The organism is Desulfothermus okinawensis JCM 13304, assembly GCF_054654515.1.
The window spans coordinates 1-25,908 of record NZ_BAAIEW010000004.1; the positions used below are offsets into that span (position 1 = coordinate 1).

The following is a 25,908-nucleotide window of genomic DNA, read 5'->3' on the forward strand; positions in this document are numbered from 1 at the left end:
TGCTTTCTTGGCAACATCCGCCATGATTAATGTCCTGTCTTCAATTTTATTTACATCTTTTTGCTCCAATAGTTTTACAATTGATGCTGCTGGCAATTCGCCCAGTTGGGGGTCAACAGGACCGAGGACTGCATTTTCACTCATAACAATTTCATCTGCCGAAAGGGCAATCAATGTTCCTCCACTCATGGCATAGTGGGGGACAAATACAGTGACCTTTCCTGGATGTTTTTTTAGTGCCCTGGCTATCTGGAGAGAAGCAAGAACAAGTCCACCTGGTGTATGCAAAATAAGGTCTATTGGCATGTCCTTGTCAGTCATTTGAATTGCCCTGAGCACTTCTTCAGAATCATCAATATTTATAAATTTGTATACAGGAAATCCCAAAAAGCTCATGGTCTCCTGTCTGTGTACCAGCAGGATTACCCTTGAATTTCTTTTTTTCTCTATTTTTGCTATTAGTCTTTGCCTTGCAGACTCTATTAGCCTTTGCTTTAAAATTGGCTGTAGTGCCGCTATCATAAAAAAGAGCCAGAATAATTCATTAAAGGTCATGGTAGTCCTCCGTTATTGGCAATTTAAATTTAATTTAATATAAAAATCTATAATAAAACTCGTCTGGATAACATTCCCTGCAATAGGACTTTTTAAATAGTCTGTGAACTATAAGTCCAAATATAAAACCACCGATATGGGCCCACCAGGCTATCCCTCCTGCATTTTGGCCAACAAATATTGAAAAGGTACCTGATATTAGTTGAGATAAAAACCAGAATCCTATGAATATCACGGCTGGAATCTCAATAAAGTATGGAATAAAGAAAATTGGAATTAAGGTAATAATTCTAGAGGTTGGGAACATGATCATATATGCACCCATAATACCTGAGATAGCACCTGATGCACCAATAGCAGGTATAGTGGAATTTGCATTAAAGATAAAATGGGTTAAACTGGCAAAGAGCCCGCATAACAAATAGAAAATAAGAAATCTTGTGTGTCCCATTCTGTCCTCAACATTATCACCAAATATCCACAGCGCCCACATATTACTGATTAGATGGAACCAGCTGCCATGTAAGAATATATTGGTTAAAAATGGCCAGTAATTGTCTATGTGTAGCCCAACAAAATATGCCCACGTTGGATGGGTATATCTTGCTGGCACAAGACCAAAGATATAAAAAACAGAATTTAAAACATCTGGGGGAAGTGATACTTCTATAAAAAAGATTAGAGTATTAATTGCTATGAGAAAATAAGTAACAAAAGGTGTTTGTCTTCTGGGGATTATGTCTTTTATTGGGATCATAAGATACTCCTGTAAGAGATTACCATATTTACTTTTAAGAAACAAATTTAAAATGTCAATGTGTTTTTTAGGGTATTTCAGTAACTGTGTAAATCCTTTTTTAAGTAAAATATATGTTGAAGTGATAGTTGTATTCTAACTCCTTTATCTCGTGTAAATAGGACCTAATGTCATTAACAGGACTTTCACTTTTTTAAGTTGATTTTAGTGTAAATAATAACTAATATCAAGTAGTTAGTTGTATATTTTTTGTAAGACCCCACTCTTTATTTTATATCAAAAGTCAGAGAATATTTCAGCTTGGGGTGAGGTAGGTTCTTCTATAAAACGTCCAGGTTTTCTTTTACCAAAATGCCAGCAAAGACAGCTGTGTAGTGTCCCCATGGATTCCATTATCTCGTCTGTACTTAGATTAATTCCTTTACAATGTTAATTTGCATCGGTTAGACCAATATCCTCTACCATTCCCAGAATATAAGACGTTTCCACCGAAAGAGTAGTGTCTAGGGGCAAGGGCATTAGCAAGTAGCTTATATGGCGTGTTATTTGATGTTGATACATCTTTTATCACTTAACATCTTCAAATGAAAATTTGAAACTGTATTTCTTTAACTGGAGGTTAGGCACTGCACGTGCAGCAAAGACTACGCGAGAAGGAAAATCACCTGAAACTAAAATACCCCGGACAGGTTTATTTTGTGATTCACCAATGGCACCCATATAAGAGAGTATTTGGGTAATAGAATTGGGAGTTGCAGACCCAGCTTTAAGTTCTATGACCACAATAGTCCCTTGTTGATCTATTGCAGTAATATCAATTCTACCTGCTTCTGTTGTTAATTCTTTACCTTCATCAATAATCTTAAGTCCTTGCTCAAGCTGTTCAATATTAAAGAGAAGAGCTCTCTGAAGGTCACGCTCGAGTCCAAAAGTTATTTCTGTGGCCTCTATGACTTCCTCAGCTTCCAAAGATTCGGTATATGTTCCCATTGTTAAATGGGCTTTTATTGCACTAACTGTTCCAGGAGATACCCCCACCTTTTCAGCGATTTTCTCTCTGCTTAATTGCCCTTCTTGTATTAAATTAATGATTTCAGATCGTTGATTTTCAGTTATTGAACTCATTTATTTCTCCTTGAAAATGAGGTATAAAGTTTCTACGTTTTGCTAAGTGCAAAGCATTTGGGCCAACGAAGTAAGCTGCTAAATCCGTGTTACACAAGTTTAGCTTGGTACATTCTGATTATACACTTGTTTATGTCCGAGTATTTTTTTTGAATGTATCTCAGAGCAACACCAATTTCAAGGGGATGAGTGGCGGAACTATGTGAGACAGTTGACAAACTTAATGTTCCCCGTTTTGGGTGGCTTCAATAAAAAAAAGCCACCCCGAATTTGAGGTGGCTTTTTAAAACCTTCCACTAGATATATTTTATCTTCTAGATCTTGCTTCGTTTACTCTGAGTCTGCGTCCGTCTAACTCTTTTCCATTGAGGCCTTCGATTGCCCTATTGGCTCCTTCATTGTCCATCTCAACAAAACCAAAACCTCTGGACCTTCCAGTTTCCCTGTCCCTGATTAAATTAAAGGACTGAACCTCGCCATACTCAGAAAAAAGTTCCATTACCTGTTCTTCTCTTGCGTTGTAAGGAATATTTCCCACATACAAATTCTTCATAAAAAAATCTCCTAAAAAAATAAATTAAAAGTTACACATGTGTAAGCAACTGAAAAGACCCTTTCACATTTTAGTTATAATGTCAATTAAAATAAATAAAAAATAATTTTTTATTATTTATTTCTAAATATTGACTAATTTAATCTGTAAATTTAAACTTTTACAGTAAACGTTAGTAGGTAAATGAATGTGAAAATAGATAAATACAAAAAAATAATTTTTGTTCATAAAGGGGCATTTGGTGATTTTTTGCAAATTTGGCCCTGTATTTGTAACATAGTAACAATTTTTAAAAATAAAATTGAATATTTTTTTTACGGAAAACAACATTATAATTATTGGATAAGACCTTTAAATATAAATATTCTTCCGTGGAAATATAGGATACATCTGGACAAGATATATTCAAATGGGAAACTTTCATCAGAATTTGACGAGTGTTTAATTATTTGGTTTGTGTTAAAAAAAATTATAACAAGCAAAAAATACAATAATTTGGTCTTTTTTAAAGGAATTTTAGATGACAAAGAAGAAAAAGTTTGGAGACAATACCTTAACCACTTGGTGGATTTGGGACTTAGACATCCTGTAGATTGGAAGAAAATATGGGAATCTTATTTTGTTGGGACACAAAATTCAAATTTTATAACAATTTTTCCAGGTTCAGGACATAGACTCAAAAACTGGCCTATAGAAAATTTTATGGGATTAGCAGATGCATTATTGTCCATGGGAGAGCAAGTTCGGTTTGTGGTTGGTCCTGTTGAGATAGAGAGGTTAGACCTAAAAGTTTTATCTAGATTCCCTGTTATAATATCTCAAGATTTTGAGACATTACAGAAGACAATATTGGAGTCTAAATTGGTTATAGGAAATGACAGTGGCCCAATGCACCTGGCTGGTTTTAATGGTGTTCCAAACATAACTATATTTGGACCTACAAATCCAAAATTATGGGCACCAATAGACTCTTTAGTAATATCACCAAATATGGATTGTTCTCCTTGCACGTCCATTATAGATATTAAATGTGATAAGATGTTGTGTCTTAGAAGTATAAGTTGGGAGATGGTGTGGGATAGCATACGTGGCCTTTTATAAAAGACAGATCCAGGGATTTTTAAGCATTCAATCTGCCTTGACATCCCCATATAAAGAAACTATTTGTTCTCCAGTTTAGTCAATCTGTCTGTTCTGGTGTTCTCTTTTTTACCCCTCCTAAATATACTCAATTTGAAAAAAATAGGAGTCAACTTATGACAAATATCCTCTTTTCCTTTTCCCTTTTTTCAGTGCTAGGTTGGTTGTTGGAAGTTACTTACAGGTCATTTGTAAATAAAAGGTTTATTAATCCAGGACTCTTAAAAGGACCATATTTGATATTGTATGGAACTGCTGCACTGGTTTTATGTGTAGTGGCCAACCTTATAGGTAACTTAAATATTGTCTTTAAAACACTGATATATGGTTTTATCACAACGACTTTTGAGTTAATATCAGGGGCGATTGCCCTTAAGTTGTTTAATATACGACTGTGGGATTATACTGAAAACAAATTTAATTATAAAGGGCTTATTTGTCTTAAGTTTTCTATCTACTGGACTATTTTGGCTCTATTTTTTGACTACTTTATCTATCCAAGGTATACTAAATTTCTGACTCATGTTCCCCTGTCAACTAAGATAATCTTTGGTTTTGGTATGATACTCTGTATGGTAGTTGATTTTTCAAGGGTATTTAGGGAGCATTTTTTTAGTGAAAAGGAGGAGGAAGTCCTAAAAAGGGAATTTTTGGACATTGTTTTGGATTATCTAAGAAATCCCGCTATATTAAAATTAAATGAGGCATCTCATCATAGGGATAAGACAAGGCTTATGCATGTGATGGAAGTGGCATATTATAGTTTTGTAATTGCCAGAAAGATGTCTTTGGATGTATCGTCCACAGTTAAGGGGGCGATGTTGCATGATCTATTTTATTACGATTGGTTAAGGGAGGGACCAAGGCTCCATGGTTTTAGACATCCAAAAATTTCCCTTGAAAATGCAAAAAAACTATATCCTCTATCTAAAAAAGAAGAGGATATAATAAAAAAGCACATGTGGCCGTTGACCCTAACTCCTCCCATGTATTGGGAGTCTTTAATTGTGTCAATTGTAGATAGTTTTTGTTCTTTTAGGGATTATCTCCCCTGTTTTAGAAAGTATCTATTTAAAAATGAAATAGAAAATTTAATTATGTCTAAATAATTTTTGAGTGAGAAATTTTTGGGAGGCATTTTTTCATGGCAAAATATATAGGTATTGATCTTGGCTCTACAACTGCAAAGATTGTGGTATATGACGAGGAATTAAATGTAATATTTCACAGATATATGAGACATAGGGCAAGGGTAAGAGATGTGCTTATCTCTGAGTTAGAAGCAAATAAAGATCTTTTAGAATCTGATTCACTATATATTGCCCTCACAGGTTCAGCTGCTATGGGCCTTTGTGAAGAACTTAATCTTCCCTTTGTCCAGGAAGTAGTTGCAGCAACTTACTATGTGAAAAACAACTATCCTCAAGTGAAGACCTTTGTTGATATTGGGGGAGAGGACTCAAAAATAGTTTTTTTTGACAAGGACTTTAGACCAGATATGAGGATGAACGGAGCGTGTGCAGGGGGTACTGGTGCCTTCATTGATCAAATGGCATCTCTTCTAAATGTGACTTTGGAAGAATTAGATGACCTTGCTGGAAAAGCAAAAAATATATATCCAATTGCCTCCAGATGTGGGGTATTTGCCAAGACAGATGTTCAGGCCCTTTTAAGTCGAAAGGTGCCCATTGAAGATATAGCAGGTTCCATATTTCATTCAGTGGCCTATCAGGTGATTAGTGCCCTATCAAGGGGAAGGTCAATAGAGAGAAAAGTGTTACTTGGCGGTGGACCCCTTAGTTTTTGCAAAAATTTGAAAAAGGCCTTTGCTAATATTATTGGCCTAACTGACGAGGATATGATTTTAGATGATACTTCCTACTTGATACCTGCAAAGGGTAGTGTCTTGGTACCTGGTCCCAAGGCACCAATTGGTTTTAAAGAACTTATGGATAGGTTAAGTGAATCCAGAAAATGTTCACAAAGGATAAAAAAGGGTTCTTCCTTACCAGTGTTATTTGAAGATGAGGAAGAGTTTAATAACTGGAAGGAAAAACACGATAAATTTATGGTGCCAAAATTAGAGGATATTAGAGATCTGGGAGATCACCTTTTTCTAGGTATTGATTCTGGATCAACTACTACCAAGCTGGTGGTCATTGATGAAAATAAGAGAATAATTGGAAAGTTTTATGGGCCTAATAATGGGGACCCAATTTCAGTTGTTACAAAAGGAGTAAGTAAGATTGTAGACAGCCTTGAATCATTGAAAATTAGACCTCAGGTTGTATGCGCATGTGCAACTGGCTATGGGGAATCTTTAATAAAAGCAGCGTTTTCTATCCCTTTGGGCCTTGTTGAAACAATGGCACATTTTATGGCTGCTTCCTACTTTGAACCAGATGTTTCATTTATCTTAGATATTGGTGGTCAGGACATGAAGGCCATAAAGATAGAGAGAGGGGCCATTGTGGACATCCAACTAAATGAGGCCTGTTCCTCTGGGTGCGGGTCGTTTATAGAAACCTTTGCCAAATCTTTGGGATATTCTGCTGAGGAATTCGCAAAAATAGGTCTTTTTAGTAAGGCTCCCTATGATCTTGGAATAAGGTGTACTGTTTTTATGAATTCAAGGGTGAAACAGGCCCTAAAAGAAGGGTCCTCAGTCTCTGATATATCTGCAGGTCTGGCTTATTCAGTTATAAAAAATGCCCTGTATAAGGTTTTAAAATTAAAAGATATTTCCTATTTGGGCGAGAGAATAGTGGTTCAAGGCGGGACATTTAAAAATCCTTTGGTTTTAAGGGCGTTGGAAAAGATAATAGGGAAAGAGGTGGTAAGGCCAGATATTGTGGAACTCATGGGTGCCTATGGTGCTGCCCTTTTTGCCTTAGAGGAATATAAACAGGAGCCATCCAGGTTTAGTCCTATTGAAATGGGCGATATGACATCTCAGGTGGAATTTGAAACAAAAGAGGTCAACTGCAAGGGGTGTGAAAACAGGTGTCAGGTCTTAAAGATGAAATTTAAAAACAACAAGATATTTTATACTGGAAACAGGTGTGAGAGGATATTTACAAATGATGCAAATGAATTTGGTAAAAAGGGAAAAAATTTAGTAAAAAAGCAGAGGGAGATGTTGTTTAATAGGGAGTATTTACCTTCAAGTGAACCAATTTTTACCTATGGAATACCCAGGGTCCTGAATATGTATGAAGAGTTTCCCTTTTGGTGTACCCTTTTAACTTCACTGGGATTTAAGGTAGAGCTTTCTTCTTCTTCAAATTTTGCCCTTTATGAAATGGGATTAAAGTATGTAATGTCAGAAAATGTATGTGTACCTGCCAAGATAGTACACAGTCATATATTAAATCTTATACAAAGGGGTGTTGACAGGATTTTTTATCCAATAGTGGTTTATGAATCTACTGAGTTTAAAGGCACATTTAATACTTATAATTGTCCTGTGGTAACTGGATATCCTGATGTTGTAAAAAGCAGCTTGATAACAGATGGTCTGGATATTAAAATAGATAGCCCTCCAATTAGTTTTAAAAATTTAGATCTATTAAAAGATCAACTTTATATGTTCTTTAAAAAATATAAAATTCCATATAAAAAGGTTTCAAATGCAGTTGATAATGCCCTATTGGAGCAGAAAAAGTACAGGGAAGAGCTTAGAAGATTAGGAAGAGATTTAATAGTTGAATCAGAAAGAGAAAATAGAAGAATAGTTATTTTAATGGGCAGACCATATCATATTGATCCACTTATAAATCACGGTATAGATGAACTCCTTGCAAATCTTGGTGTACACGTTATGAGTGAAAGGGCATATCCTTTGGATAACCAGCAAAATCTACAGGATATAAATGTGCTCACCCAGTGGGAATACTCCAACCTGCTTTATGCTGTGTCAAAAAAAATCTGCAAATCAGATTTTATAGACGCTGTTCATTTAACATCATTTGGTTGTGGTCCTGATGCAATAGTTAGTGATGAAATAAAAGAGATCTTTGATAGGAACAATAAGATATATTCCCTGATAAAAATGGATGAGATTGCAAATTTAGGAGCTGTAAAGATAAGGCTTCGTTCAATGCTTGAGGCCACTATTAGGAATAAAAGGAAAGAAGGTACTAAAACTGCTACAAAAAAGACTTCATACAGGGTATTTCAAAAGCAAGACAGGACAAGGACGCTTATAGTGCCTTATTTTTCTCCATTTTATTCACCTCTGATTCCATACGGTTTTAAGCCCCTTGGCTATAGGGTTGAAGTACTTCCGCCCCAGAGTCAGAATTCTTTGGAGTGGGGGCTTAAGTCAGTAAATAACGATATGTGTTATCCTGCAATATTGGTAGCAGGGGATATTGTATGGGCATTTAAGTCAGGAAGATATGATCCATCTAAAACAGGGGTAATATTAACCCAAACTGGGGGACAGTGCAGGGCTTCCAATTATGTTTCCCTGGTGAAAAAGGCCCTGTGTGCAATGGGTTATTCTGATGTTCCAATAGTTGCAATTGCCAATGAAGAAATAAATCCTCAGCCAGGCTTTGAAATTGATAGGGATGACTTTTTTAAAAGAATGGGCATGGGAGTAATCTTCGGAGACTGCTTGGCCAGGATGTATCTAGCCCTTGCGCCAAGGGAGAGGATAAAGGGCTCGGCTAAATACCTACATTCTCTATATCTGAAGAAAATAGGTGAGGGGATAGAAAAAGGAGATTTTGAATATTTGCTTAATATATTGGATGGGGCAGTAAATGAGTTCAATAATCTTCCATTGGAGAGGCTCAATGTTCCAAAAATAGGAGTGGTTGGGGAAATTTTTGTAAAATATAATTTTTTCTCCAATCAAAATATTATAGATTGGCTCACATCAAAAGGCGTAGAAGTTGAATTGCCTCCTATTCAGAATTTCTTCGCACAACGGTTTATAAACGAGGCATATGATCAGAGGGTTTTATTTAAGAAATCAATTAAAGATTTAATCCACCACTGGATCTTGGAGATCTATTCAAGGTTTTATTTGCACAAGGTTGAGCGTATATTTAAAAAATTTAGATTTGCTCAAAGGGACCTGGGACTGAGGAAGCTGGCAGGGCTAACAGAGGATGTGGTCAGTTTAGCTAACCAGGCAGGGGAAGGATGGTTGCTCACTGCTGAGATGATTTCAATGTTAAAGAGGGGCGTAAATAATATAATTTGTTTGCAGCCCTTTGGGTGTATTTCAAACCACATTACTGGAAAGGGCGTGGAAAATAGGCTCAAGGAACTATTTCCAGATTTAAATTTACTTGCAATAGATCTAGATTCTGGAACAAGTGAGGTAAATGTCTTAAATAGGCTCCATATAATGCTTACCCAGGTCACTGAAATTGAAGAAAAGAAACACAAAAATGGACTTATCAGGGCTGGAATTGATATGATCCCAAAGATATGGTTATATGACATGAGGGCCATTAATAATCATATCTTTTTGGATATTGAAAAGTGGAAGACATGGATGTGGAAACTGAGATCCTGGGATAAGACCAAAATTAGACTTAAATAAGCTTTAATTTCCATAAATAGATGTTACTTTTCTGATTTTTTAAAGGGATTGTGCTTTTTTTAATAAGGGTACAGTGTACACCTTTTTTTTTAGCTGTGTCAAAGAAATCAAATGTCCTGTGCCTTTTGGGAGTGCATATATAAAATATCCCTTTCCTATTTAGGGTCTTTAAAATAAAATTTAAAATGGGTTCATGGAATCTTTTTTCATACAGAATGTCTGATGCAACAATTATATCCAATGAATTTTCCTTGTAACAGACCTCTCTCCAGTCCCCCTGGATACAAAGGGAGCTTTCTATCCTATTTTTTTGAAAGTTTTTTTTGCAAAAAATAAGGGATCTATAGGACAGATCCTGGCTAATTAGCCTTGCACCGCAAAATTTTAATATAATGGACAAAAGGCCAAGCCCACACCCAAGGTCTAAACATGTCTTGTGCCTGAACAAGTGTGGATTAGTTAGGATGAATTTTCCCAACAACAACGACGATGGCCAGAGTTCACACCAGTATGGTATTTTATCATCAGATAACTCATCTTTATTAGATAGTTCCTCCCAAAAACCCTCCAGGTCCATGGGACCTGATATAACATATGACCTGCCCTTGATTTTAACATTAAGTTCCATAAAAGATTATTTTGATAATCTATAAAAGTTTTCAGTTACCCCAGGTTTATAAAAAAGATAAACTCGGGTTAATACACAAGTAACTCCTGACCACCCACCAGTCAATAGATTTGTGAATCATCAAAATACAACTAACTGACAATTTTTGTAATAATATCAAAAAGTTAATTGTAAGTTTTTGATAGTAAACACTTTTTTTAATTGTTTCGTTCATTTTACAAAATCCACTTGACAAATATACAGGTTTTGGGATTATTGTGGAGGTAAGTGGAGATTAGTGGAAATGTTTAGAGGACATGCCTATCGTACCTTAGATACCAAGGGTAGATTAATCCTTCCTCCTGAGTTCAGGGAGATTGTTTTATCTCAGGATGAAGGTGGTCGCATAATGTTAACCAATCTGGATGGATGTGTGGTTGGCTACACATATCCCCAGTGGCTTGAATTGGAACAGAGTTTTAATGAAATAAACCTGTTAAATCGTAGACTTAGAGATTTTCAGAGGTTTTTTATATCTGGGGCAAAAGAGGTGGTCATGGACAGTCAGGGGAGGATACTCCTTCCCCCACATTTAAGAAAGTACGCCAGGTTAAATAGGGACATTGTTTTAGCTGGGGTGGGACACAAGTTTGAAATTTGGGATCAGGAGAGGTTTGAGATGCAGATTAGTAAGGTGGAAGAAGATTTTGACTCCCTTATTGATGATTTGTATCAAAATGGATATGAGTTGAAAATTTAAGATGTGTGAGCTTTATGGTCAAAATAAAGTGCACATTCCAGTTCTAACAGATGAAGTAATTAAATATCTAAATATCAGGCAAGGTGGATATTATTTAGATGGCACTGTTGGTTGTGCTGGTCACACAATAGCAATGTTGGATTCATCAGGGGGGAATATCTTTGTTTTAGGGGTAGATAGAGATAAAGAGATATTAGAAGTCGCAAAAAAAAATATAGAGGAAAAGGGATATACATCCAGGGTTATCCTCAGACATTCACGTTTTTCAAAGGTCTTTGACATAATAGAGAGTATTGGTTGGGGCAAGCTAGATGGGGTATTGCTGGACCTTGGGGTCTCATCTTATCAAGTAGATACTCCAGAAAGGGGGTTTAGTTTTCATTTGCCAGGTCCCCTTGATATGAGAATGGATACAGGAGATGAGAAAAGTTGTTTTGATATAGTGAATTTTGCTTCTTATGAAGAAATAAGAGATATAATCAAAGAATATGGTGAAGAACCCTTGGCAGGTAGGATTGCAAAAAAAATTGTAGAGAGAAGGAGATCTGGGACAATAAAAACCACAGAGGAGTTGGCAATAATTGTCAAAGAGGCATATCCTGGGAAGTGGAGGAGAACAGCTAGAAGGCATCCAGCAACAAAAACTTTTCAGGCGCTGAGGATTGCTGTTAATAGGGAACTAGATGAGCTTAAGGAATTTCTATCCAAGGTGCTTGATTACTTAAGGCCAGGGGCAAGAATTGTAGTCATATCCTTTCACTCCCTTGAAGACAGGATAGTAAAACACTTTTTTAAAACAGAACAAAGGGGATGTATTTGTCCTCCATCTCAACTTTTGTGTACTTGTAATCATGTTCCAAGATTGAAGGTCCTAACTAAAAAACCAGTTGTTCCAAGTGATTATGAAGTGGAATTAAATAAAAGGGCAAGGAGTGCAAAACTAAGGGCTGCAGAAGTCTTATGAAAAAATATATTGTAATTTGTCTATTAGAGGTTGTTGTAACCATAATCTTATGTTTTTTTATCACGTGGATGAATGTAACAGAAATATCAATTAAGTATGAAGTGTCCAAATTACGATTAGAATATAGAAAAAAAAAAGAATTACATGATAAGCTAGAAACCGAAGCAAGTGTACTTTTTTCTCCTTATGGGCTCAGGGAAATAGCGAAGAAGCTGAACCTGGAAAATATTGATCCATCAAGAGTCAGAAAGATAAAATAATGTTTTTGTCAAGAAAAAGTAAGACGGATTTATTCACTATAAATATAAAGATAAAAATAATATTTTTTTTACTATTCCTTGGCATTTTGATTCTTTGGATAAGAACATTTTATGTACAAATAATCTGGAGAAAAGACCTATTAAATAGGAGCAGGTCCCAATATTGGAAAAAAGAGCTACTCCATGGGCTAAGAGGGGATATCTTTACATCAGACAATGTATTACTTGCAACCAGTGTGATATTAAATTCAGTTTTTGTTGTACCCCAGGAAATTGACAACTTAGATAGTACCAGCAAAAAATTGGCAAAGATTTTGGGTTTAAATCCAATATATATAAAAAAAAAGCTTAAAACAAAGAGAAGATTTGTGTGGTTAAAAAGGCGTATCTCAGATAAAGAGGCCCAACAAATTGAAGCACTTGGTTTAAAAGGGGTACATTTAACACAAGAGACTGCACGGGTATATCCTCAAAAAATAATGGCTGGGCAGTTAATTGGATTTGTTGGAACTGATAACCAGGGGCTAGAGGGTCTTGAGAAGAGCTTTGACAGGCAACTTTCAGGTGAAAAGAAATACTTCTTAGTTCAGCGGGACGGCAAAGGACACCTGTTATATGCCCCGGGTCAGCTTACTGGGACCATGGCAGGTGAAAACCTGGTTCTCACTTTAGATTCCAGGATACAAACCATTTGTGAAAAAACACTGGCACTAGGGGTAAAGAAGAATAAAGGGAATTATGGGATGGCCTTGGTGGTAGATGTAAAAACAGGTAATATTTTGGCCTGGGCCCAATATCCTTTTTTTAATCCAAATTCCTTTAGACATTCATCCCCTACAGTGTGGCGGAACAGGATAGCCCTGGACATGTTTGAACCTGGTTCCACTATAAAACCCTTGGTTGTTGCAGCGGCAATGGAGAATAAAGTATGTGATTTAAATAAAATATATTATTGTGAAAAGGGTGAGTGGAAGTTTGAAGACGTAGTAATCAGGGACACACACCCGCACAAATGGCTCTCTGTATCCAGGATAATTAGATATTCCAGTAATATTGGGGCAGCGAAAATTGGGCTTGATCTTGGTGCCCCAAGACTCTTTACCTTTTTAAAAAAGTTTGGCTTTGGAAGTACAAGCCATCTTCCTTTACCCGGTGAAGCCAAAGGGCTGCTGAGGGATGTGTCTCGTTGGAATAAGGTAGATCTTGCAAATATTAGTTTTGGCCAAGGGATATCAACAACAGCCCTGCAACTTGTTAGGGCTTATCTTGCAATTGCAAATCACGGTATTTTAAAACCCCTTAGGCTTACTATGGGAAATGAACGCGAGGATGGTGCAGGGGATATAAGAATAATCTCTAGGGAGGTGAGTGACGCCATCTTAGGGGTATTAAAAGATGTGGTGGAAAAGGACGGGACAGGTAGATTGGCGAGAATTCCTGGAATGGAAATTGGTGGCAAGACTGGAACATCTCAAAAGGTCGAGAATGGTAAATACAGTAAAGACAAATATGTTGCTTGTTTTGTGGGACTTTATCCAGCTATAGATCCCAAATATCTCACATTTGTTTTAGTTGATGAGCCTAAAGAGAACATATATGGCGGGGTGGTTGCTGCACCTATTGTAAGGGAAATTTTTAAGGGTATATTTCCTCTGGATAATTCTTCTGTGCAGGTCCATTTTAATCAGGGTGTTGTAAAGCCTTCTAACCCCAATAATGGAAAAAAGACCCATGAGAACTTGTCCAATAAATTGAGGTTAAATGGTTCAAAAATGCCAGATTTTAGGGGTATGTGTTTAAGGGAGATCATGGGAATTTTATCAAAGGACAAAATGGTTTTTGAGGTAAAGGGAGTTGGTCCTGTGGTGGTAAAACAATATCCAAAACAAGGATCGCCCATAAAAGGTAGAAAAATTATATTGTGGATGGGAATAAATTAAAAAACGGATACTCATATTATGGATTGGGAGGCCTTAAAACAAGAGGTTAGGCAGGGTCTAAGGGTCAGGATAGATTCCAGGGAAGTAGAACCTGGTGATTTGTTTATTGTATTGGAAGAAAACAAGAGGTTTGTAAAGGATGCCTGTATAAATGGAGCTAGATATTTTGTTGTTGGACCAGAACACAAGGATCTCATTCCCCAAATAGAGGATGTACAAATTGTATCAGTTCTAGATCCCAAGAGATCCCTTGGTGATCTTGCTGCTGCTTATTATGGGACTGAAAAGCAGAATTTTATTCTAATTGGAATTACTGGGACCAATGGGAAAACAACCACGTCCTATTTCCTTGAACACTTACTTACCCATGTTGGCCTTAAGGTGGGTGTTATTGGCACAGTAAATTATAGGTGGTTAGATTATGTGGAAGATAGTGTTTTAACCACTCCAGGATGCATGAAATTACATGAAATTATTGCAAAAATGAGATCACAGGGGGTGGACGCCATAATAATGGAGGTATCCTCTCATGGTCTTGCCCAGGATAGGGTGGCTGGGCTCAAGTTTGATTTTGCGGTTTTTACAAACCTCACCCAGGACCATTTAGATTATCACAGGGATATGGAAGATTATTTTTCTGCCAAGGCAAAGCTTTTTTATAAATATTTGAGACACAAGGGTACTGCTATTATTAATTTAGACGATCCCTATGGACAAAAACTTGTAAATGTCCTTGATAAAAAAATAATAGGTTACACAATTTCCAGTAAAAATATGGAAAAATCCATTTCCGCACACATACTCAGCAGTTTTAGAGGGATGCAGAAAGTTAGATTTTCATATGAAACTAGAGAGTGGGAGATCCAGACTCCTTTTATTGGAACACACAATGTATATAACCTCCTTGCAGCCCAGGGAGTGGGTCTTGCAATGGGACTTAAGCATGAAGTGTTTAAGTGTTTTGAGGAGAATTTTAAGATACCAGGGAGAATGGAAAAGGTGGAAAATAGTAAAGGGTTAAATGTATACATTGATTATGCCCATACCCCTGATGCCCTGGCAAGGGCGCTTATGGCTATGAAGGATATGAACTTTAAACGGACCATCGTGGTTTTTGGTTGTGGGGGTAACAGGGATAGGGATAAACGTTCCAAAATGGGAGAAGCAGCATCCAAATACAGCGATGTAATTGTGGTTACCTCTGACAATCCCAGATTTGAAGATCCAAAAAAGATAATTGAGGATATACTTCCTGGAATAAACAGCTCTAAACCCTTGGTAGTTGAAGTGGACAGAAAAAGGGCCATACAAAAGGCAATTGAGATAATGGAAAAGGATGATGCACTCCTTATAGCAGGAAAGGGGCATGAGACATACCAGGAAATAAAAGGGGTCAGGTATCCCTTTAGGGATAAAAAAGTGGTTTTGGAGATATTGGATTCATGGAATTAAGGCTATATGAACTTGGTTCAATACTAGGCTCCATTGGAAATTACATGGAGTTTCAAGATACTGTATTGGGTTCCATTAAAACAGATAGTCGTCTAGTGGAACCAGGGGATCTATTTGTATGCTTACAAGGCAATAGATTTGATGGTCACAGCTTTGCCAAAGAGGCTGTAGCCAGGGGCGCCAAGGCAATTGTGTCCATGAAGATGTTACGGGAATTGGAAAAAAGTCTACCAATAATTATAGTCAGGGATACCCAGGACGCCTTGCTGCATATAGCCAGACACTTAAGGGCAAAGTTTCAGGGAAAGGTAATAGGTATTACAGGTAGTTGCGGAAAAACCTCCACCAAAGAAGTTGTGTATTCAATATTGTCTGTAAGTCACAAGACAGGAAAGAATTTTAAAAACTGGAACAACCATATAGGAATTCCCCTTTCAATTTTTGAATTTCAAGGGAATGAAGACTTCTGGGTTTTAGAATTGGGTATAAGTAATAAAAACGAAATGGAAAAATTGGCCCAAGTTGTTGAACCTGATGTTGTGTGTATACCCAATATAGGCCCGGTTCACCTGGAAGGACTTCACTCAATTAAAGGAGTTGCCCAGGAAAAATCAAAGATATTAGATTTTATAAGACCAGGGGGATTTGCTGTAATAACTTCTGGTTATCCTGAATTGGTAAAAGAATGCAAAAAGAGAGATATAAATATTGTATATATTGGAGAAGGCACCAACTATAGTGTAAGGTATAATGGATTAAATGAAGATATGTTTGGTGTATTCAGTTTGAATTTAGATGGAAATAAAATAGATGTTATTAGCCCTCTAAATTTAAATACCTTTTCAGAAAATATATTAGCTGCCTCCACAATTGCATATAATTTAGGTGTTGATTTGCAAGATATTAAACAGGGTATAGCTGAAGTTAAATTGCCTGAGCATAGAAATAGATGGATTAAGGTTGGGAATTTTTTTATATTAGATGATTGTTACAACGCCAACCCAATGGCAATGAAGAAGCTATTTGGGGATTTATTAAGTATAGAGATAAAAAGACCTTTGATTGCAATTTTAGGAGACATGTTGGAGTTAGGTGATAGGTCCTTAGAAGAACACATAAATTTAGGAAGACTAGTGGGAAACAGCAATGTAGATATCTTATTCTATAAAGGAAATTTTTATAAAGAAGTAAAGCAAGGTGTGCTATCAATTAAAAATGAGATGCCTATCTATAAAATTGAAGATGATATTGATTTTTTAAAAAAATTTGAGTCAATGGATTTGAATATGGGTACTATTATAGCGAAGGCCTCAAGGGGTGTTAGGTTAGAAACTATAGTAAAACAGTTAATATTAAAAATAAAATCTAAAGGTGAATTTAAATAAATGATGTACCATTTTCTTTTCTCTCTATCTCATTATATTTCTGTTTTTAATATTTTTAGATACATTACTTTTAGATCCATCTATGCGATGCTAACCTCTCTTATAATAGCCATATATATGGGACCTAGGATTATAGAATTTCTTAAAGGGTTAAAGGTAAAACAATATATTCAGGAAGATGTGGTCATACATCAGACTAAACAAGGTACACCTACAATGGGAGGGATACTTATTGCATTTGCCCACTTGATTTCGGTGTTGTTATGGGCAGATTTAACAAATCCATATATATGGCTTTGTATTTTTGTGTTTGTGGGTTTTGGTTTGATAGGTTTTGTAGATGATTATTTAAAAGTAGTCCGCAGACGAAATATGGGCCTCACAAAAGGCACTAAGTTTTGGGCCCAGGTGATTATTGGTGGGATTGCCTTAGCCCTTTTGATAAAACTTCCTGGTTACTCAAGTAGACTTTATTTTCCTTTTTTTAAATGGATACATCCTGATCTTGGATGGTTTTATGTCTTGTTTGCTATCTTTGTGGTGGTGGGGTCTTCAAATGCAGTGAATCTAACAGATGGGCTTGATGGGTTGGCCATTGGCCCAACTGTTATTGTGGCCTCTTGTTTGGCTATATTTTTATATGTGGCTGGACATGTGAAAATAGCCAATTATCTCCAGGTGGCCTATGTGCCAGGGGTGGGTGAGGTCACTGTTTTTTGTGCATCATTGGTTGGCGCTGGGCTTGGATTTTTATGGTTTAACGCATACCCCGCCCAGGTTTTTATGGGGGATGTTGGAAGCTTGAGCCTGGGAGGTACTTTAGGTTTTTTGGCAATTTTGTGCAAGCAGGAACTGGTATTGCCAATAGTTGGAGGGCTTTTTGTAATAGAGACCCTTTCTGTAATTATTCAAGTGGCATACTTTAGATGGACTGGTGGGAAGAGGGTCTTTAAAATGGCACCTATTCACCACCATTTTGAATTGGAGGGAATACCAGAATCAAAGATTATTGTGAGGTTTTGGATCTTATCCATACTCTTTGCAATGTTGGCCCTTAGCACCTTAAAATTGAGATAGGTTTTATGAAAAAAGAATTTAAAGCAAAAAAAATAGCAGTTATAGGTGCTGGAGTATCGGGAATTGCTGCTGCAAAACTTTCTTCAAAAATGGGTTTTGAGACTTTTTTGTTTGAACGGGAAAAAGGTGTGATTGATTCTAATACACTAGAAAAATTGAAAAATATGTCCGTTCAAATTATTGAGGGACAACATATAAGGGATCAATTTACTCATATGGACCTTGTAATTTTAAGTCCAGGAGTAGTTGTACATAAAATAAAAGAGTTAGTTGGATCAGATGTACCAATTATTTCAGAAATAGAATTTGCTTATAGATATATGAATGGGGAAAAAATAATTGGTATAACAGGTACAAATGGCAAAACTACCACTGTTGGACTTATTTCTTGGGTATTAGATAAACTGGGGATTGACCATTTTGTTGGTGGAAATTTTGGAACACCATTGAGTGAATACGTAACTCAGGATAGAACAAAAATTGTACTCCTTGAACTCAGCAGTTTTCAACTCCAAAATATAATAAATTTTAGATCCAACATATCTGTATTATTAAATTTTTCAGAAAACCATCTGGATTTCCATAAAGACATAGATGAATATCTAAAGTGTAAACTCAATATATTTAAAAATCAGTTGGCAGGAGATGTTGCTTTAATAAATACCAAATTAAAATCCGTTTTGGATGGATATAGGTTGAAATCTACTGTTAAGTATTTCTCAAGGACAAATATAAAGTTAAAGAACTTAATTGGGGATCACAATCTTGAAAATATTGCAGCAGCATATTTTGTCTGCAGGGAGCTAGGAATAGAGAAGTCTCAATTTATAGAAGCAGCCTATGAGTTTACACCCTTTGAACACAGACTTGAATATGTTGATGAAATAAATGGTGTTAAATTCTATAATGATTCTAAATCAACGACCCTTAAATCCATAGAAGCAGCTGTAAGCTCTTTTGACTGTCCTGTGCTACTGATTTCTGGGGGAATATTTAAAGGTGGAGATCCATCTAAGACAGGGAAATCAATTAAAGATAGGGTAATAAGTGCCTGTGTCTTTGGTCAGAGTTCAGATATATTTTTTGATAATTGGAAAAAGTACTTTCCAGTAAAAAAGGTAAAAGATGTTAAAGAGGCTGTATTGCATCTTTTTTCCTGTGCAAAAAAAGGTGATATTATTTTGTTTTCTCCAGGATGTTCCAGTTTTGATATGTTTTTAAATTATAAAGAGCGTGGAGCTTATTTTAAAAATGTAGTGACAACCTTAATGGAAGAAAGTTAAATTAAAAGATATGCATAAAAATTTATCTTCATATAAATTTATTATTTTTCCTGTTTTAGTTTTAATGACAATAGGTCTGGTTATGGTATTTAGTGCCAGTAGTATTTATGCTACATCAAAATTTAATAATCCCTATTATTTTATAAAAAAGCAATCTGTATTTTTTATAATTGGGTGTGTAACCATATATTTAGTATCAAAGATTTCAACTAATTTTTTCTATGCAACCAGATATGTATGGTTACTTATATGTTTAACACTAATTGTTTTAACCTTAACTTCTTTTGGAATTAAGGTTCACGGTGCATCAAGGTGGATACCCTTTTTGGGGTTTTCACTTCAGCCAATGGAGTTTTCCAAGATTTTTTTAACAGTCTATTTTGCGTGGTTTTTTGGAGAAAAACAGGAAAAGATAAAAAAGTTTAGTATTGGTTTTCTACCTCCTATTTTAGTGACCAGCTTATTTGCCCTGTTATTAATCTTTCAACCTGATTTTGGTGGGGCGGTGTTTGTGTGTGGAATATTCCTTTTTATGAGTTTAATTGGGGGGACAAAGTTTCTCTATTGGATAAGTTCTCTGTTTCTCTTTATTGGGTCTGCAATTTTTATGGTCATTACCTCTCCATATAGGCTGATGAGGTGGAAGGCATTTTTGCATCCATTTGAGCATGCGCAAAAAGAGGGCTATCAGTTGGTACAGTCAATATATGGCCTGGCAAATGGAGGGATTAATGGTGTTGGCCTTGGGTTTGGGAAACAGAAATTATTTTTTCTCCCTGAAGCACACACAGATTTTATCTTAAGTGTGTTAGGTGAAGAATTGGGTTTTTTGGGCCTTAGTTTGGTATTTTTATGTATTATCGCCATTTTGTATATGGGCATGAGACTTTCTGTTGATATCCCGGATATTAAGGATAAATTTTTAGTTGGGGGGATTACCTTTGTAATTGTATTTTCAGCCTTTTTAAATATGTCCGTTGTACTTGGTATGATTCCTCCAAAGGGGCTGGCAATGCCATTTTTAAGTTATGGCGGATCAAATTTTTTGGCTATGTCCATGGGTATGGGATTAATTTTAAGTGCAATTAAGAAAAATGTCAGTGTCTAAAAAGTGTAGAATTGTTTTGGCAACAGGCGGTACAGGGGGGCACATATTCCCGGCTTTAGCTGTTGCCAGAGAAATTGAAAATTTTGCCCAAAAGCAAGCACAAGTTATTTTTGTAGGGGGCAAATATGGTCAGGAGAAAAAGCTAATCCTGGGGGCAGGGTATAATGTGTATTTGCTCCCTGTTAAAGGGATATTGGGTAAGGGAGTTAGATCAATTACAAATATGGGTTTGGTTTTGTACAGCTCTATAATTTGTTATTTGTGGCTAAAAAAAATTAGGCCTAGTGTTATTGCAGGTTTTGGGAGCTATGCCTCATTTGTACCAGTGTATGTAGGGTATAAAATGGGTATTCCAACGTGTATCCATGAGCAAAATAGTTATCCTGGTTTTACCAATAGATTTTTGGGAAAAAGGGTGGACAAGGTGTTTTTAAGCTTTCCAGATGAGGCTGGAATATTTGAAAAACACAAGACTGAAGTTCTGGGAAATCCAGTAAGACAGGAGATAATTGATGCAGCAAAAAGGGAAAATGGGAATATAGATGGGGGACGGAAAAAGATCAATTTACTAATTGTGGGGGGGAGCCAGGGTGCCAAGGGGATAAATGATGCAGTGATGGATTCTCTTGTTTTATTTAAGACAATGGGAGTTAGTCTATACCATCAAACTGGTGAGTTAGACTATGAAAGGGTTTTGTCTGCATACAAGGCTGCAGGGATAGATAAATACAAAGTGGTGCCCTTTATAGAGGATATGAAAGAGGCCTATCTCTGGGCTGATCTGGTGGTGTGTAGGGCTGGTGCATCTACTATTTTTGAACTGGCAACAATGGGAAAACCAAGTATATTGATACCTTATCCATATGCTGCCAATGATCACCAGAGAATAAACGCAAGATTTTTAGAAAGGGTTGGTGGCGCCATGGTGGTGGAACAGCCTTTTCTGGAAAGCAACTCTCTGGGGAGTATTGTAGCAGATTTAGTTGCTATACCAGGCAAATTGAAGGAGATGTCAAAGGCCGCGCGCTCAATAGCAAGGCCAGATGCCAGTTTAAAATTGACCCAGAGGATAGTAGAGCTTGGTAGATGTTGAAAAAAACAAGGGAAATAGAGGTATGAAAAAAATAAAAAAGGTGCATATGGTGGGGATAGGCGGATCTGGAATGAGTGGAATTGCAGAGGTGTTATTGAATTTGGGATATACGGTGTCAGGGTCAGATGTGGCTGACAGCGAGGTAATAGAGAGACTTAAAAAATTGGGAGCCAGGGTTATAATAGGGCACAGTGCAAAAAATGTAGAGAATGCTGAAGTGGTGGTTTTTTCAAGTGCTATTTCTGATGATAATCCTGAGATTGTAGAGGCAAAACAAAGATCCATTCCAGTTATCCCCAGGGCAGAAATGTTAGCAGAGCTCATGAGGCTTAAGACTGGTATTGCAGTAGCAGGGACCCATGGAAAGACCACTTCTACTTCCCTTCTTGGAACAGTATTTATGGAAGCAGGATTAGATCCAACAGTAATTATAGGAGGCAGGCTCAATGCCTATGGTACAAATGCTGTTTTAGGCAGGGGGGAGTATTTAATAGCTGAAGCAGATGAGTCAGATGGCTCATTTTTGTGCTTGTTTCCCATAGTCTCCATGGTCACAAATATAGATGCTGATCACATGGATTTTTATCCTAATCTGGATGCCATTAAAGAAACATTTTTAAAGTTTATGAATATGGTCCCTTTTTATGGAGTGAATGTGGTTTGTGGTGATGATGAAAATATAATGGAATTAATCCCCCTGGTAAAGAGATCAATTATAACCTATGGCTTCAAAGAACATAACACAATAAGGGGCGAGATAATAGAAACAGGAGCCAAGTCTAAGTTTAAGGTGTTTATGGATGGTGAATTTTGGGGAGAGTGCATTATAGGTATCCCTGGAATCCACAATATCTTAAATGGCATGGGAGTAATTGGTGTGGCCAATCACTTTGGCATATCAAAAGAACACATAATAAGGGCATTGGAAGGCTTTAAAGGAGTTGGAAGGAGGCTAGAAAAAGTTGGGGAGATTGGGGGAGTTTTAGTTGTTGATGACTATGGTCATCATCCAACTGAGATAAAGACCACCCTTAAGACAATAAAAGATGTGTATCCAGACAAGAGACTGGTTGTGGCGTTTCAACCTCATAGATACACAAGGACAAAGGCACTGTTTGGTGATTTTTGTAAGTCTTTTGGGCTTGCAGATGTGTTGTTGGTGACTGAAATATATCCAGCTTCAGAAGATCCAATTCCAGGAGTTGATGGAGAGTCTCTGGCCAAAGGAATTAAACAATTAAGTAACACCAATGTAATTTATTGTGAGGATCTAACCAGCTGCCTTTTAAAGGTAAAAGAAGTATTAAATCCTGGTGACCTATTACTTACCCTTGGCGCTGGAAATATCTGGAAGGTGGGTGTCTCATATGTTCATGAAAGGGAAGAAATATGAAGATTATTTCAAGGCCCAGTCTTGATAAATTGACTACAGTTGGCATTACTTCGAGGTGCGAAGGTCTAATTGAGGTTAGAGATGTTAAAGACTTAGAGGAGACTTCCAATTTCTTTAAGAAGAAAGGTGTTAGGGGTATATTTTTAGGAAATGGTTCCAATGTGGTTCCGGGATCTAACTTTCTAGACTTATTCTTAGTACGTCTTTTTAACAATAAATTGGATATAGTTAAAGAAGATAAAGACCATTTAATAATTGAGGTTGGAGGAGGAGTACCTTTAAAGACTCTCATAATGTGGGCCGTAAAAAGGGGATATATGGGCCTTGAGAATTTAATTGGAATCCCTGGTACTGTTGGTGGGGCTGTATGTATGAATGCTGGATCTTATGGAACAGAGATATTTGATGCTATATCTAAACTCACCCTTTGGCATGAAGATAAAGGCTTAGTTACTTATGTAAAGGATGAGCTGGATTTTTCATACAGAAAATTTATTTCTCCTTTTCCTAAAGGGTTATGGTGTGTTTTTTCCACAACTATATCTTTTAAAAAATCAGATAAAAATTTACTTTTAAGCAAAATAAAAGAAACTTTTATAAAGAAAAAAAACACTCAGCCAATTACATCAAAGACCTGTGGCTGCGTTTTTAAAAATCCCATACAATATCCTGCTGGATATTTGCTGGATAAAAGCGGTATGAAGGGTTTTTCAGTGGGAGATATTATGTTTTCCAATATCCATGCGAACTTTTTGATAAATAGGGGAAAGGGTACACCTTCTCAGGTAATGGAGATTATAGAAATAGCAAAAACAAAAGTATTTGAAAATTTTGGGATAAATTTGGATCTTGAAGTGAAGATATTATCTTAAAATGTCAAAGAATATATATAAAGGGGATAAAATATCCGTTAAAATCTTAAAGATATTTGCAACTTTTATAAAATATTTAATTTTATATAGTTTAATAATAATTTTATTTTTAGCTATAAGTTGGATATTGATAAAGAGTTATAGATATATAACTACTACAAGTATTTTTTCACTAAAATATATAGAAATCAATGGTTTAAGATATTTAAGAAAGAATGAAATATTACAGAAAATAAATGTTAATTATGGACAAAATATTTTTGATATAAATTTATTTGATATAAAAAAGAAATTATTAAAAGATAAATGGGTAAAGGATGTATTAATCAAAAGAATAATACCCAATAAAATAGTTATAAATTTAACTGAAAGGGATCCTATATTTATTTTACATGAAAAAAAAACATTATATTACATATCTAAAGATGGAACAAAGATAGACAGATATGGAGACAAAATACTTGATTTACCAGTTTTAGAGTTAGAAGACGAAAAATTCTTATCCAAAATAGATGATTATTGGACTTTTGCAAATACTACCATAAGCATGGATGCCATTGGTTGGGTTTATATTGGAAAATTATATATTAAACTTTATGATTATAAAAACAAAGTTCTATGGTATATAGATACAGATAAGTTAAATAGTAGTATTAAAACTGCGCATTTAATTTGGAATGACATAAAGAGACGGGGTGAGGCAACTAATGTTGCCAGGATTATAGTGATTAATAGATTGGCATGGGTAAAGATAAGGAATTGATGCTTAAAAATTAAATAGGGGATAGCCATGGCAAAGGGAGAGGTTATTGTGGGACTGGACATAGGCACAACTAAGATATGTACAGTTATAGGAGAGAATAAGGGTGGACGGGTAAATATAATTGGCACTGGTGTTAGTTCATCTTCTGGCCTCAGAAAGGGAGTGGTAGTGAATATTGAGCAGACGGTGAAGTCCATAAAGGACGCCTTAGACGAGGCAGAGCAGATGAGTGGGTGTGAGATTAGATCTGTTTATGCTGGGATAGCAGGAAGTCACATTATGGGGTTTAATAGCCATGGTGTCATCCCTGTGAGGGGTCAAGAAATAACGAGAAATGACATTGAAAGGGTCATTGATGCAGCAAAGGCCGTGGCGATTCCGTTGGATAGGGAGGTAATTCACATACTTCCCCAGGAATTTATTGTAGATGATCAGGGAGGCATTGAAGATCCCTTTGGGATGTCAGGGGTGAGGTTGGAAGTTAAAGTGCACATTGTAACTGGTGCAGTGTCAAGTGCCCAAAATATTATTCGTTCATGTCACAAGGCTGGATTAGACGTTTCAGATATTGTATTGGAACCCTTAGCATCTGCCTATGCCACACTCACAGATGAGGAAAAGGAAATTGGGGTAGCATTGGTGGATATTGGGGGTGGTACCACTGATCTTGCGGTCTTTTCAAATGACTCAATAAAACACATTTCCATTTTATCCCTTGGGGGGACAAATTTGACAAGCGACATAGCCTTTGGTCTCAGGACCCCCATGAGTGCCGCAGAAGAGATAAAGAAAAAATATGGATGTGCCTTGTCAGATCTGGTTCAGGACAATGAGGTCATTGAGGTCCCAACTGTTGGTGGTAGGCCTCCACGGAGGCTTTTTAGAAAAATCTTGGCTGAGATATGTGAGCCCAGGATGGAGGAAATACTTGCCTTGGTGGATCAGGAATTAGAGAAGTCTGGTTACAAGCCAATGATTGGTGCAGGGGTTGTACTCACAGGGGGAAGCTCCCTTATTGAAGGAATTGTTGAGCTAGCAGAGCAAGTATTTGGTCTTCCTGTGAGGATTGGATATCCAATGGGGATTGGAGGCCTAAAAGATGTTGTCATGAGTCCCAAATATGCAACTGCTGTTGGTCTTCTAATATATGGGGCAAAGAAGGAAAATTTTGCAACAAGCTTTAGGATTAGAGAGCGTAATGTGTTTGATAGGTTGCTCTCTAAGATGAAAAATTGGTTTGTGGACATTAGTTAAAGAGAAG

Annotated in this window: 22 protein-coding genes; 17 read left to right on the forward strand and 5 right to left on the reverse strand. The window is 36.5% G+C overall.

Annotated features, from left to right (window positions below; genetic code table 11):
* The 4 genes from ACYQ0O_RS02540 to ACYQ0O_RS02555 all read right to left on the reverse strand — a co-directional run.
* Positions 1 to 555: SDH family Clp fold serine proteinase (locus ACYQ0O_RS02540; RefSeq protein WP_459890329.1), on the reverse strand; the 555-nt coding region annotated here is incomplete at its 3' end.
* A gap of 34 nt (positions 556 to 589) precedes the next feature.
* Positions 590 to 1,312 carry a rhomboid family intramembrane serine protease gene (locus ACYQ0O_RS02545; RefSeq protein ID WP_459890331.1) on the reverse strand — a complete coding sequence of 241 codons (723 nt, stop codon included), beginning with the start codon at positions 1,310 to 1,312 and terminating at the stop codon, positions 590 to 592.
* A 567-nt stretch (positions 1,313 to 1,879) separates the two neighbouring features.
* On the reverse strand, positions 1,880 to 2,437 hold the full coding sequence (locus tag ACYQ0O_RS02550) for an endonuclease NucS domain-containing protein (RefSeq protein WP_075069241.1): 558 nt from the start codon (positions 2,435 to 2,437) through the stop codon (positions 1,880 to 1,882).
* A gap of 307 nt (positions 2,438 to 2,744) precedes the next feature.
* The gene (locus ACYQ0O_RS02555) at positions 2,745 to 2,990 is read right to left on the reverse strand and encodes an RNA-binding regulator (protein WP_459890333.1); all 246 of its coding nucleotides are present in this window, start codon (positions 2,988 to 2,990) and stop codon (positions 2,745 to 2,747) included.
* A 183-nt stretch (positions 2,991 to 3,173) separates the two neighbouring features.
* Here ACYQ0O_RS02555 and ACYQ0O_RS02560 point away from each other — a divergent pair, with 183 nt between their 5' ends.
* From ACYQ0O_RS02560 to ACYQ0O_RS02570, 3 genes are all read left to right on the forward strand, one after another.
* Positions 3,174 to 4,091 (forward strand): glycosyltransferase family 9 protein, encoded by a 918-nt coding sequence (locus tag ACYQ0O_RS02560; RefSeq protein WP_459890335.1) that lies wholly within the window; start codon positions 3,174 to 3,176, stop codon positions 4,089 to 4,091.
* A gap of 155 nt (positions 4,092 to 4,246) precedes the next feature.
* Positions 4,247 to 5,239 carry a putative ABC transporter permease gene (locus ACYQ0O_RS02565; protein WP_459890337.1) on the forward strand — a complete coding sequence of 331 codons (993 nt, stop codon included), beginning with the start codon at positions 4,247 to 4,249 and terminating at the stop codon, positions 5,237 to 5,239.
* A 35-nt stretch (positions 5,240 to 5,274) separates the two neighbouring features.
* On the forward strand, positions 5,275 to 9,690 hold the full coding sequence (locus ACYQ0O_RS02570; RefSeq protein ID WP_459890339.1) for an acyl-CoA dehydratase activase: 4,416 nt from the start codon (positions 5,275 to 5,277) through the stop codon (positions 9,688 to 9,690).
* On the opposite strand, the gene ACYQ0O_RS02575 is transcribed toward ACYQ0O_RS02570, so the two are convergent.
* Positions 9,683 to 10,318, reverse strand: a complete 636-nt coding sequence (locus ACYQ0O_RS02575) for a class I SAM-dependent methyltransferase (protein ID WP_459890341.1) — start codon at positions 10,316 to 10,318, stop codon at positions 9,683 to 9,685. The genes ACYQ0O_RS02570 and ACYQ0O_RS02575 overlap by 8 nt on opposite strands.
* Before the next feature lie 283 nt (positions 10,319 to 10,601).
* Between ACYQ0O_RS02575 and mraZ the strand changes: the two genes are divergently transcribed.
* From mraZ to ftsA, 14 genes are all read left to right on the forward strand, one after another.
* A complete protein-coding gene (gene mraZ, locus ACYQ0O_RS02580) occupies positions 10,602 to 11,057 on the forward strand; it encodes a division/cell wall cluster transcriptional repressor MraZ (protein ID WP_459890343.1) in 456 nt (151 codons plus the stop codon).
* 1 nt (position 11,058) lies between these two features.
* On the forward strand, positions 11,059 to 12,021 hold the full coding sequence (rsmH, locus tag ACYQ0O_RS02585; RefSeq protein WP_459890345.1) for a 16S rRNA (cytosine(1402)-N(4))-methyltransferase RsmH: 963 nt from the start codon (positions 11,059 to 11,061) through the stop codon (positions 12,019 to 12,021).
* Positions 12,018 to 12,281 carry a hypothetical protein gene (locus ACYQ0O_RS02590; RefSeq protein ID WP_459890347.1) on the forward strand — a complete coding sequence of 88 codons (264 nt, stop codon included), beginning with the start codon at positions 12,018 to 12,020 and terminating at the stop codon, positions 12,279 to 12,281. Before rsmH ends, ACYQ0O_RS02590 begins: the two co-directional genes overlap by 4 nt.
* A gap of 86 nt (positions 12,282 to 12,367) precedes the next feature.
* Complete coding sequence (locus tag ACYQ0O_RS02595) at positions 12,368 to 14,221, forward strand: peptidoglycan D,D-transpeptidase FtsI family protein (RefSeq protein WP_459890349.1); 1,854 nt, start codon at positions 12,368 to 12,370, stop codon at positions 14,219 to 14,221.
* 18 nt (positions 14,222 to 14,239) lie between these two features.
* Positions 14,240 to 15,673, forward strand: coding sequence for a UDP-N-acetylmuramoyl-L-alanyl-D-glutamate--2,6-diaminopimelate ligase (locus ACYQ0O_RS02600; RefSeq protein WP_459890351.1), 1,434 nt, complete (start codon positions 14,240 to 14,242; stop codon positions 15,671 to 15,673).
* Complete coding sequence (locus ACYQ0O_RS02605; protein ID WP_459890353.1) at positions 15,664 to 17,058, forward strand: UDP-N-acetylmuramoyl-tripeptide--D-alanyl-D-alanine ligase; 1,395 nt, start codon at positions 15,664 to 15,666, stop codon at positions 17,056 to 17,058. The genes ACYQ0O_RS02600 and ACYQ0O_RS02605 overlap by 10 nt, the downstream gene beginning before the upstream one ends.
* The gene (gene mraY, locus ACYQ0O_RS02610) at positions 17,059 to 18,135 is read left to right on the forward strand and encodes a phospho-N-acetylmuramoyl-pentapeptide-transferase (protein ID WP_459890355.1); all 1,077 of its coding nucleotides are present in this window, start codon (positions 17,059 to 17,061) and stop codon (positions 18,133 to 18,135) included.
* A gap of 5 nt (positions 18,136 to 18,140) precedes the next feature.
* A complete protein-coding gene (murD, locus tag ACYQ0O_RS02615) occupies positions 18,141 to 19,418 on the forward strand; it encodes a UDP-N-acetylmuramoyl-L-alanine--D-glutamate ligase (protein WP_459890357.1) in 1,278 nt (425 codons plus the stop codon).
* Positions 19,419 to 19,428: 10 nt separating this feature from the next.
* On the forward strand, positions 19,429 to 20,526 hold the full coding sequence (gene ftsW / locus ACYQ0O_RS02620; RefSeq protein WP_459890359.1) for a putative lipid II flippase FtsW: 1,098 nt from the start codon (positions 19,429 to 19,431) through the stop codon (positions 20,524 to 20,526).
* Complete coding sequence (murG, locus tag ACYQ0O_RS02625) at positions 20,513 to 21,619, forward strand: undecaprenyldiphospho-muramoylpentapeptide beta-N-acetylglucosaminyltransferase (protein ID WP_459890361.1); 1,107 nt, start codon at positions 20,513 to 20,515, stop codon at positions 21,617 to 21,619. The genes ftsW and murG overlap by 14 nt, the downstream gene beginning before the upstream one ends.
* 22 nt (positions 21,620 to 21,641) lie before the next feature.
* Entirely contained in the window at positions 21,642 to 23,012 is a 1,371-nt protein-coding gene (gene murC / locus ACYQ0O_RS02630) for a UDP-N-acetylmuramate--L-alanine ligase (RefSeq protein ID WP_459890363.1), read from the forward strand.
* Positions 23,009 to 23,884 carry a UDP-N-acetylmuramate dehydrogenase gene (gene murB, locus ACYQ0O_RS02635; RefSeq protein ID WP_459890365.1) on the forward strand — a complete coding sequence of 292 codons (876 nt, stop codon included), beginning with the start codon at positions 23,009 to 23,011 and terminating at the stop codon, positions 23,882 to 23,884. Before murC ends, murB begins: the two co-directional genes overlap by 4 nt.
* Position 23,885: 1 nt before the next feature.
* Entirely contained in the window at positions 23,886 to 24,647 is a 762-nt protein-coding gene (locus ACYQ0O_RS02640) for a cell division protein FtsQ/DivIB (protein ID WP_075069261.1), read from the forward strand.
* A gap of 27 nt (positions 24,648 to 24,674) precedes the next feature.
* Positions 24,675 to 25,901: a cell division protein FtsA gene (gene ftsA, locus ACYQ0O_RS02645; RefSeq protein ID WP_459890367.1), complete on the forward strand. Its 1,227-nt coding sequence runs from the start codon at positions 24,675 to 24,677 to the stop codon at positions 25,899 to 25,901.
* Positions 25,902 to 25,908: the final 7 nt, after the last annotated feature.

Bases quoted from the DNA above. Each gene is read 5' to 3' on its own strand.
- ACYQ0O_RS02545 (WP_459890331.1), bottom strand. From the start codon at position 1,312: ATGATCCCAATAAAAGACATAATCCCCAGAAGACAAACACCTTTTGTT.
- ACYQ0O_RS02640 (WP_075069261.1), top strand. From the start codon at position 23,886: ATGTCAAAGAATATATATAAAGGGGATAAAATATCCGTTAAAATCTTA.
- ACYQ0O_RS02555 (WP_459890333.1), bottom strand. From the start codon at position 2,990: ATGAAGAATTTGTATGTGGGAAATATTCCTTACAACGCAAGAGAAGAA.
- ACYQ0O_RS02570 (WP_459890339.1), top strand. From the start codon at position 5,275: ATGGCAAAATATATAGGTATTGATCTTGGCTCTACAACTGCAAAGATT.
- ftsW (WP_459890359.1), top strand. From the start codon at position 19,429: ATGCATAAAAATTTATCTTCATATAAATTTATTATTTTTCCTGTTTTA.
- ACYQ0O_RS02605 (WP_459890353.1), top strand. From the start codon at position 15,664: ATGGAATTAAGGCTATATGAACTTGGTTCAATACTAGGCTCCATTGGA.
- murB (WP_459890365.1), top strand. From the start codon at position 23,009: ATGAAGATTATTTCAAGGCCCAGTCTTGATAAATTGACTACAGTTGGC.
- murD (WP_459890357.1), top strand. From the start codon at position 18,141: ATGAAAAAAGAATTTAAAGCAAAAAAAATAGCAGTTATAGGTGCTGGA.
- murC (WP_459890363.1), top strand. From the start codon at position 21,642: ATGAAAAAAATAAAAAAGGTGCATATGGTGGGGATAGGCGGATCTGGA.
- ACYQ0O_RS02590 (WP_459890347.1), top strand. From the start codon at position 12,018: ATGAAAAAATATATTGTAATTTGTCTATTAGAGGTTGTTGTAACCATA.
- ACYQ0O_RS02565 (WP_459890337.1), top strand. From the start codon at position 4,247: ATGACAAATATCCTCTTTTCCTTTTCCCTTTTTTCAGTGCTAGGTTGG.
- mraZ (WP_459890343.1), top strand. From the start codon at position 10,602: ATGTTTAGAGGACATGCCTATCGTACCTTAGATACCAAGGGTAGATTA.
- mraY (WP_459890355.1), top strand. From the start codon at position 17,059: ATGATGTACCATTTTCTTTTCTCTCTATCTCATTATATTTCTGTTTTT.
- ACYQ0O_RS02550 (WP_075069241.1), bottom strand. From the start codon at position 2,437: ATGAGTTCAATAACTGAAAATCAACGATCTGAAATCATTAATTTAATA.
- rsmH (WP_459890345.1), top strand. From the start codon at position 11,059: ATGTGTGAGCTTTATGGTCAAAATAAAGTGCACATTCCAGTTCTAACA.
- ACYQ0O_RS02575 (WP_459890341.1), bottom strand. From the start codon at position 10,318: ATGGAACTTAATGTTAAAATCAAGGGCAGGTCATATGTTATATCAGGT.
- ftsA (WP_459890367.1), top strand. From the start codon at position 24,675: ATGGCAAAGGGAGAGGTTATTGTGGGACTGGACATAGGCACAACTAAG.
- murG (WP_459890361.1), top strand. From the start codon at position 20,513: ATGTCAGTGTCTAAAAAGTGTAGAATTGTTTTGGCAACAGGCGGTACA.
- ACYQ0O_RS02560 (WP_459890335.1), top strand. From the start codon at position 3,174: ATGAATGTGAAAATAGATAAATACAAAAAAATAATTTTTGTTCATAAA.
- ACYQ0O_RS02600 (WP_459890351.1), top strand. From the start codon at position 14,240: ATGGATTGGGAGGCCTTAAAACAAGAGGTTAGGCAGGGTCTAAGGGTC.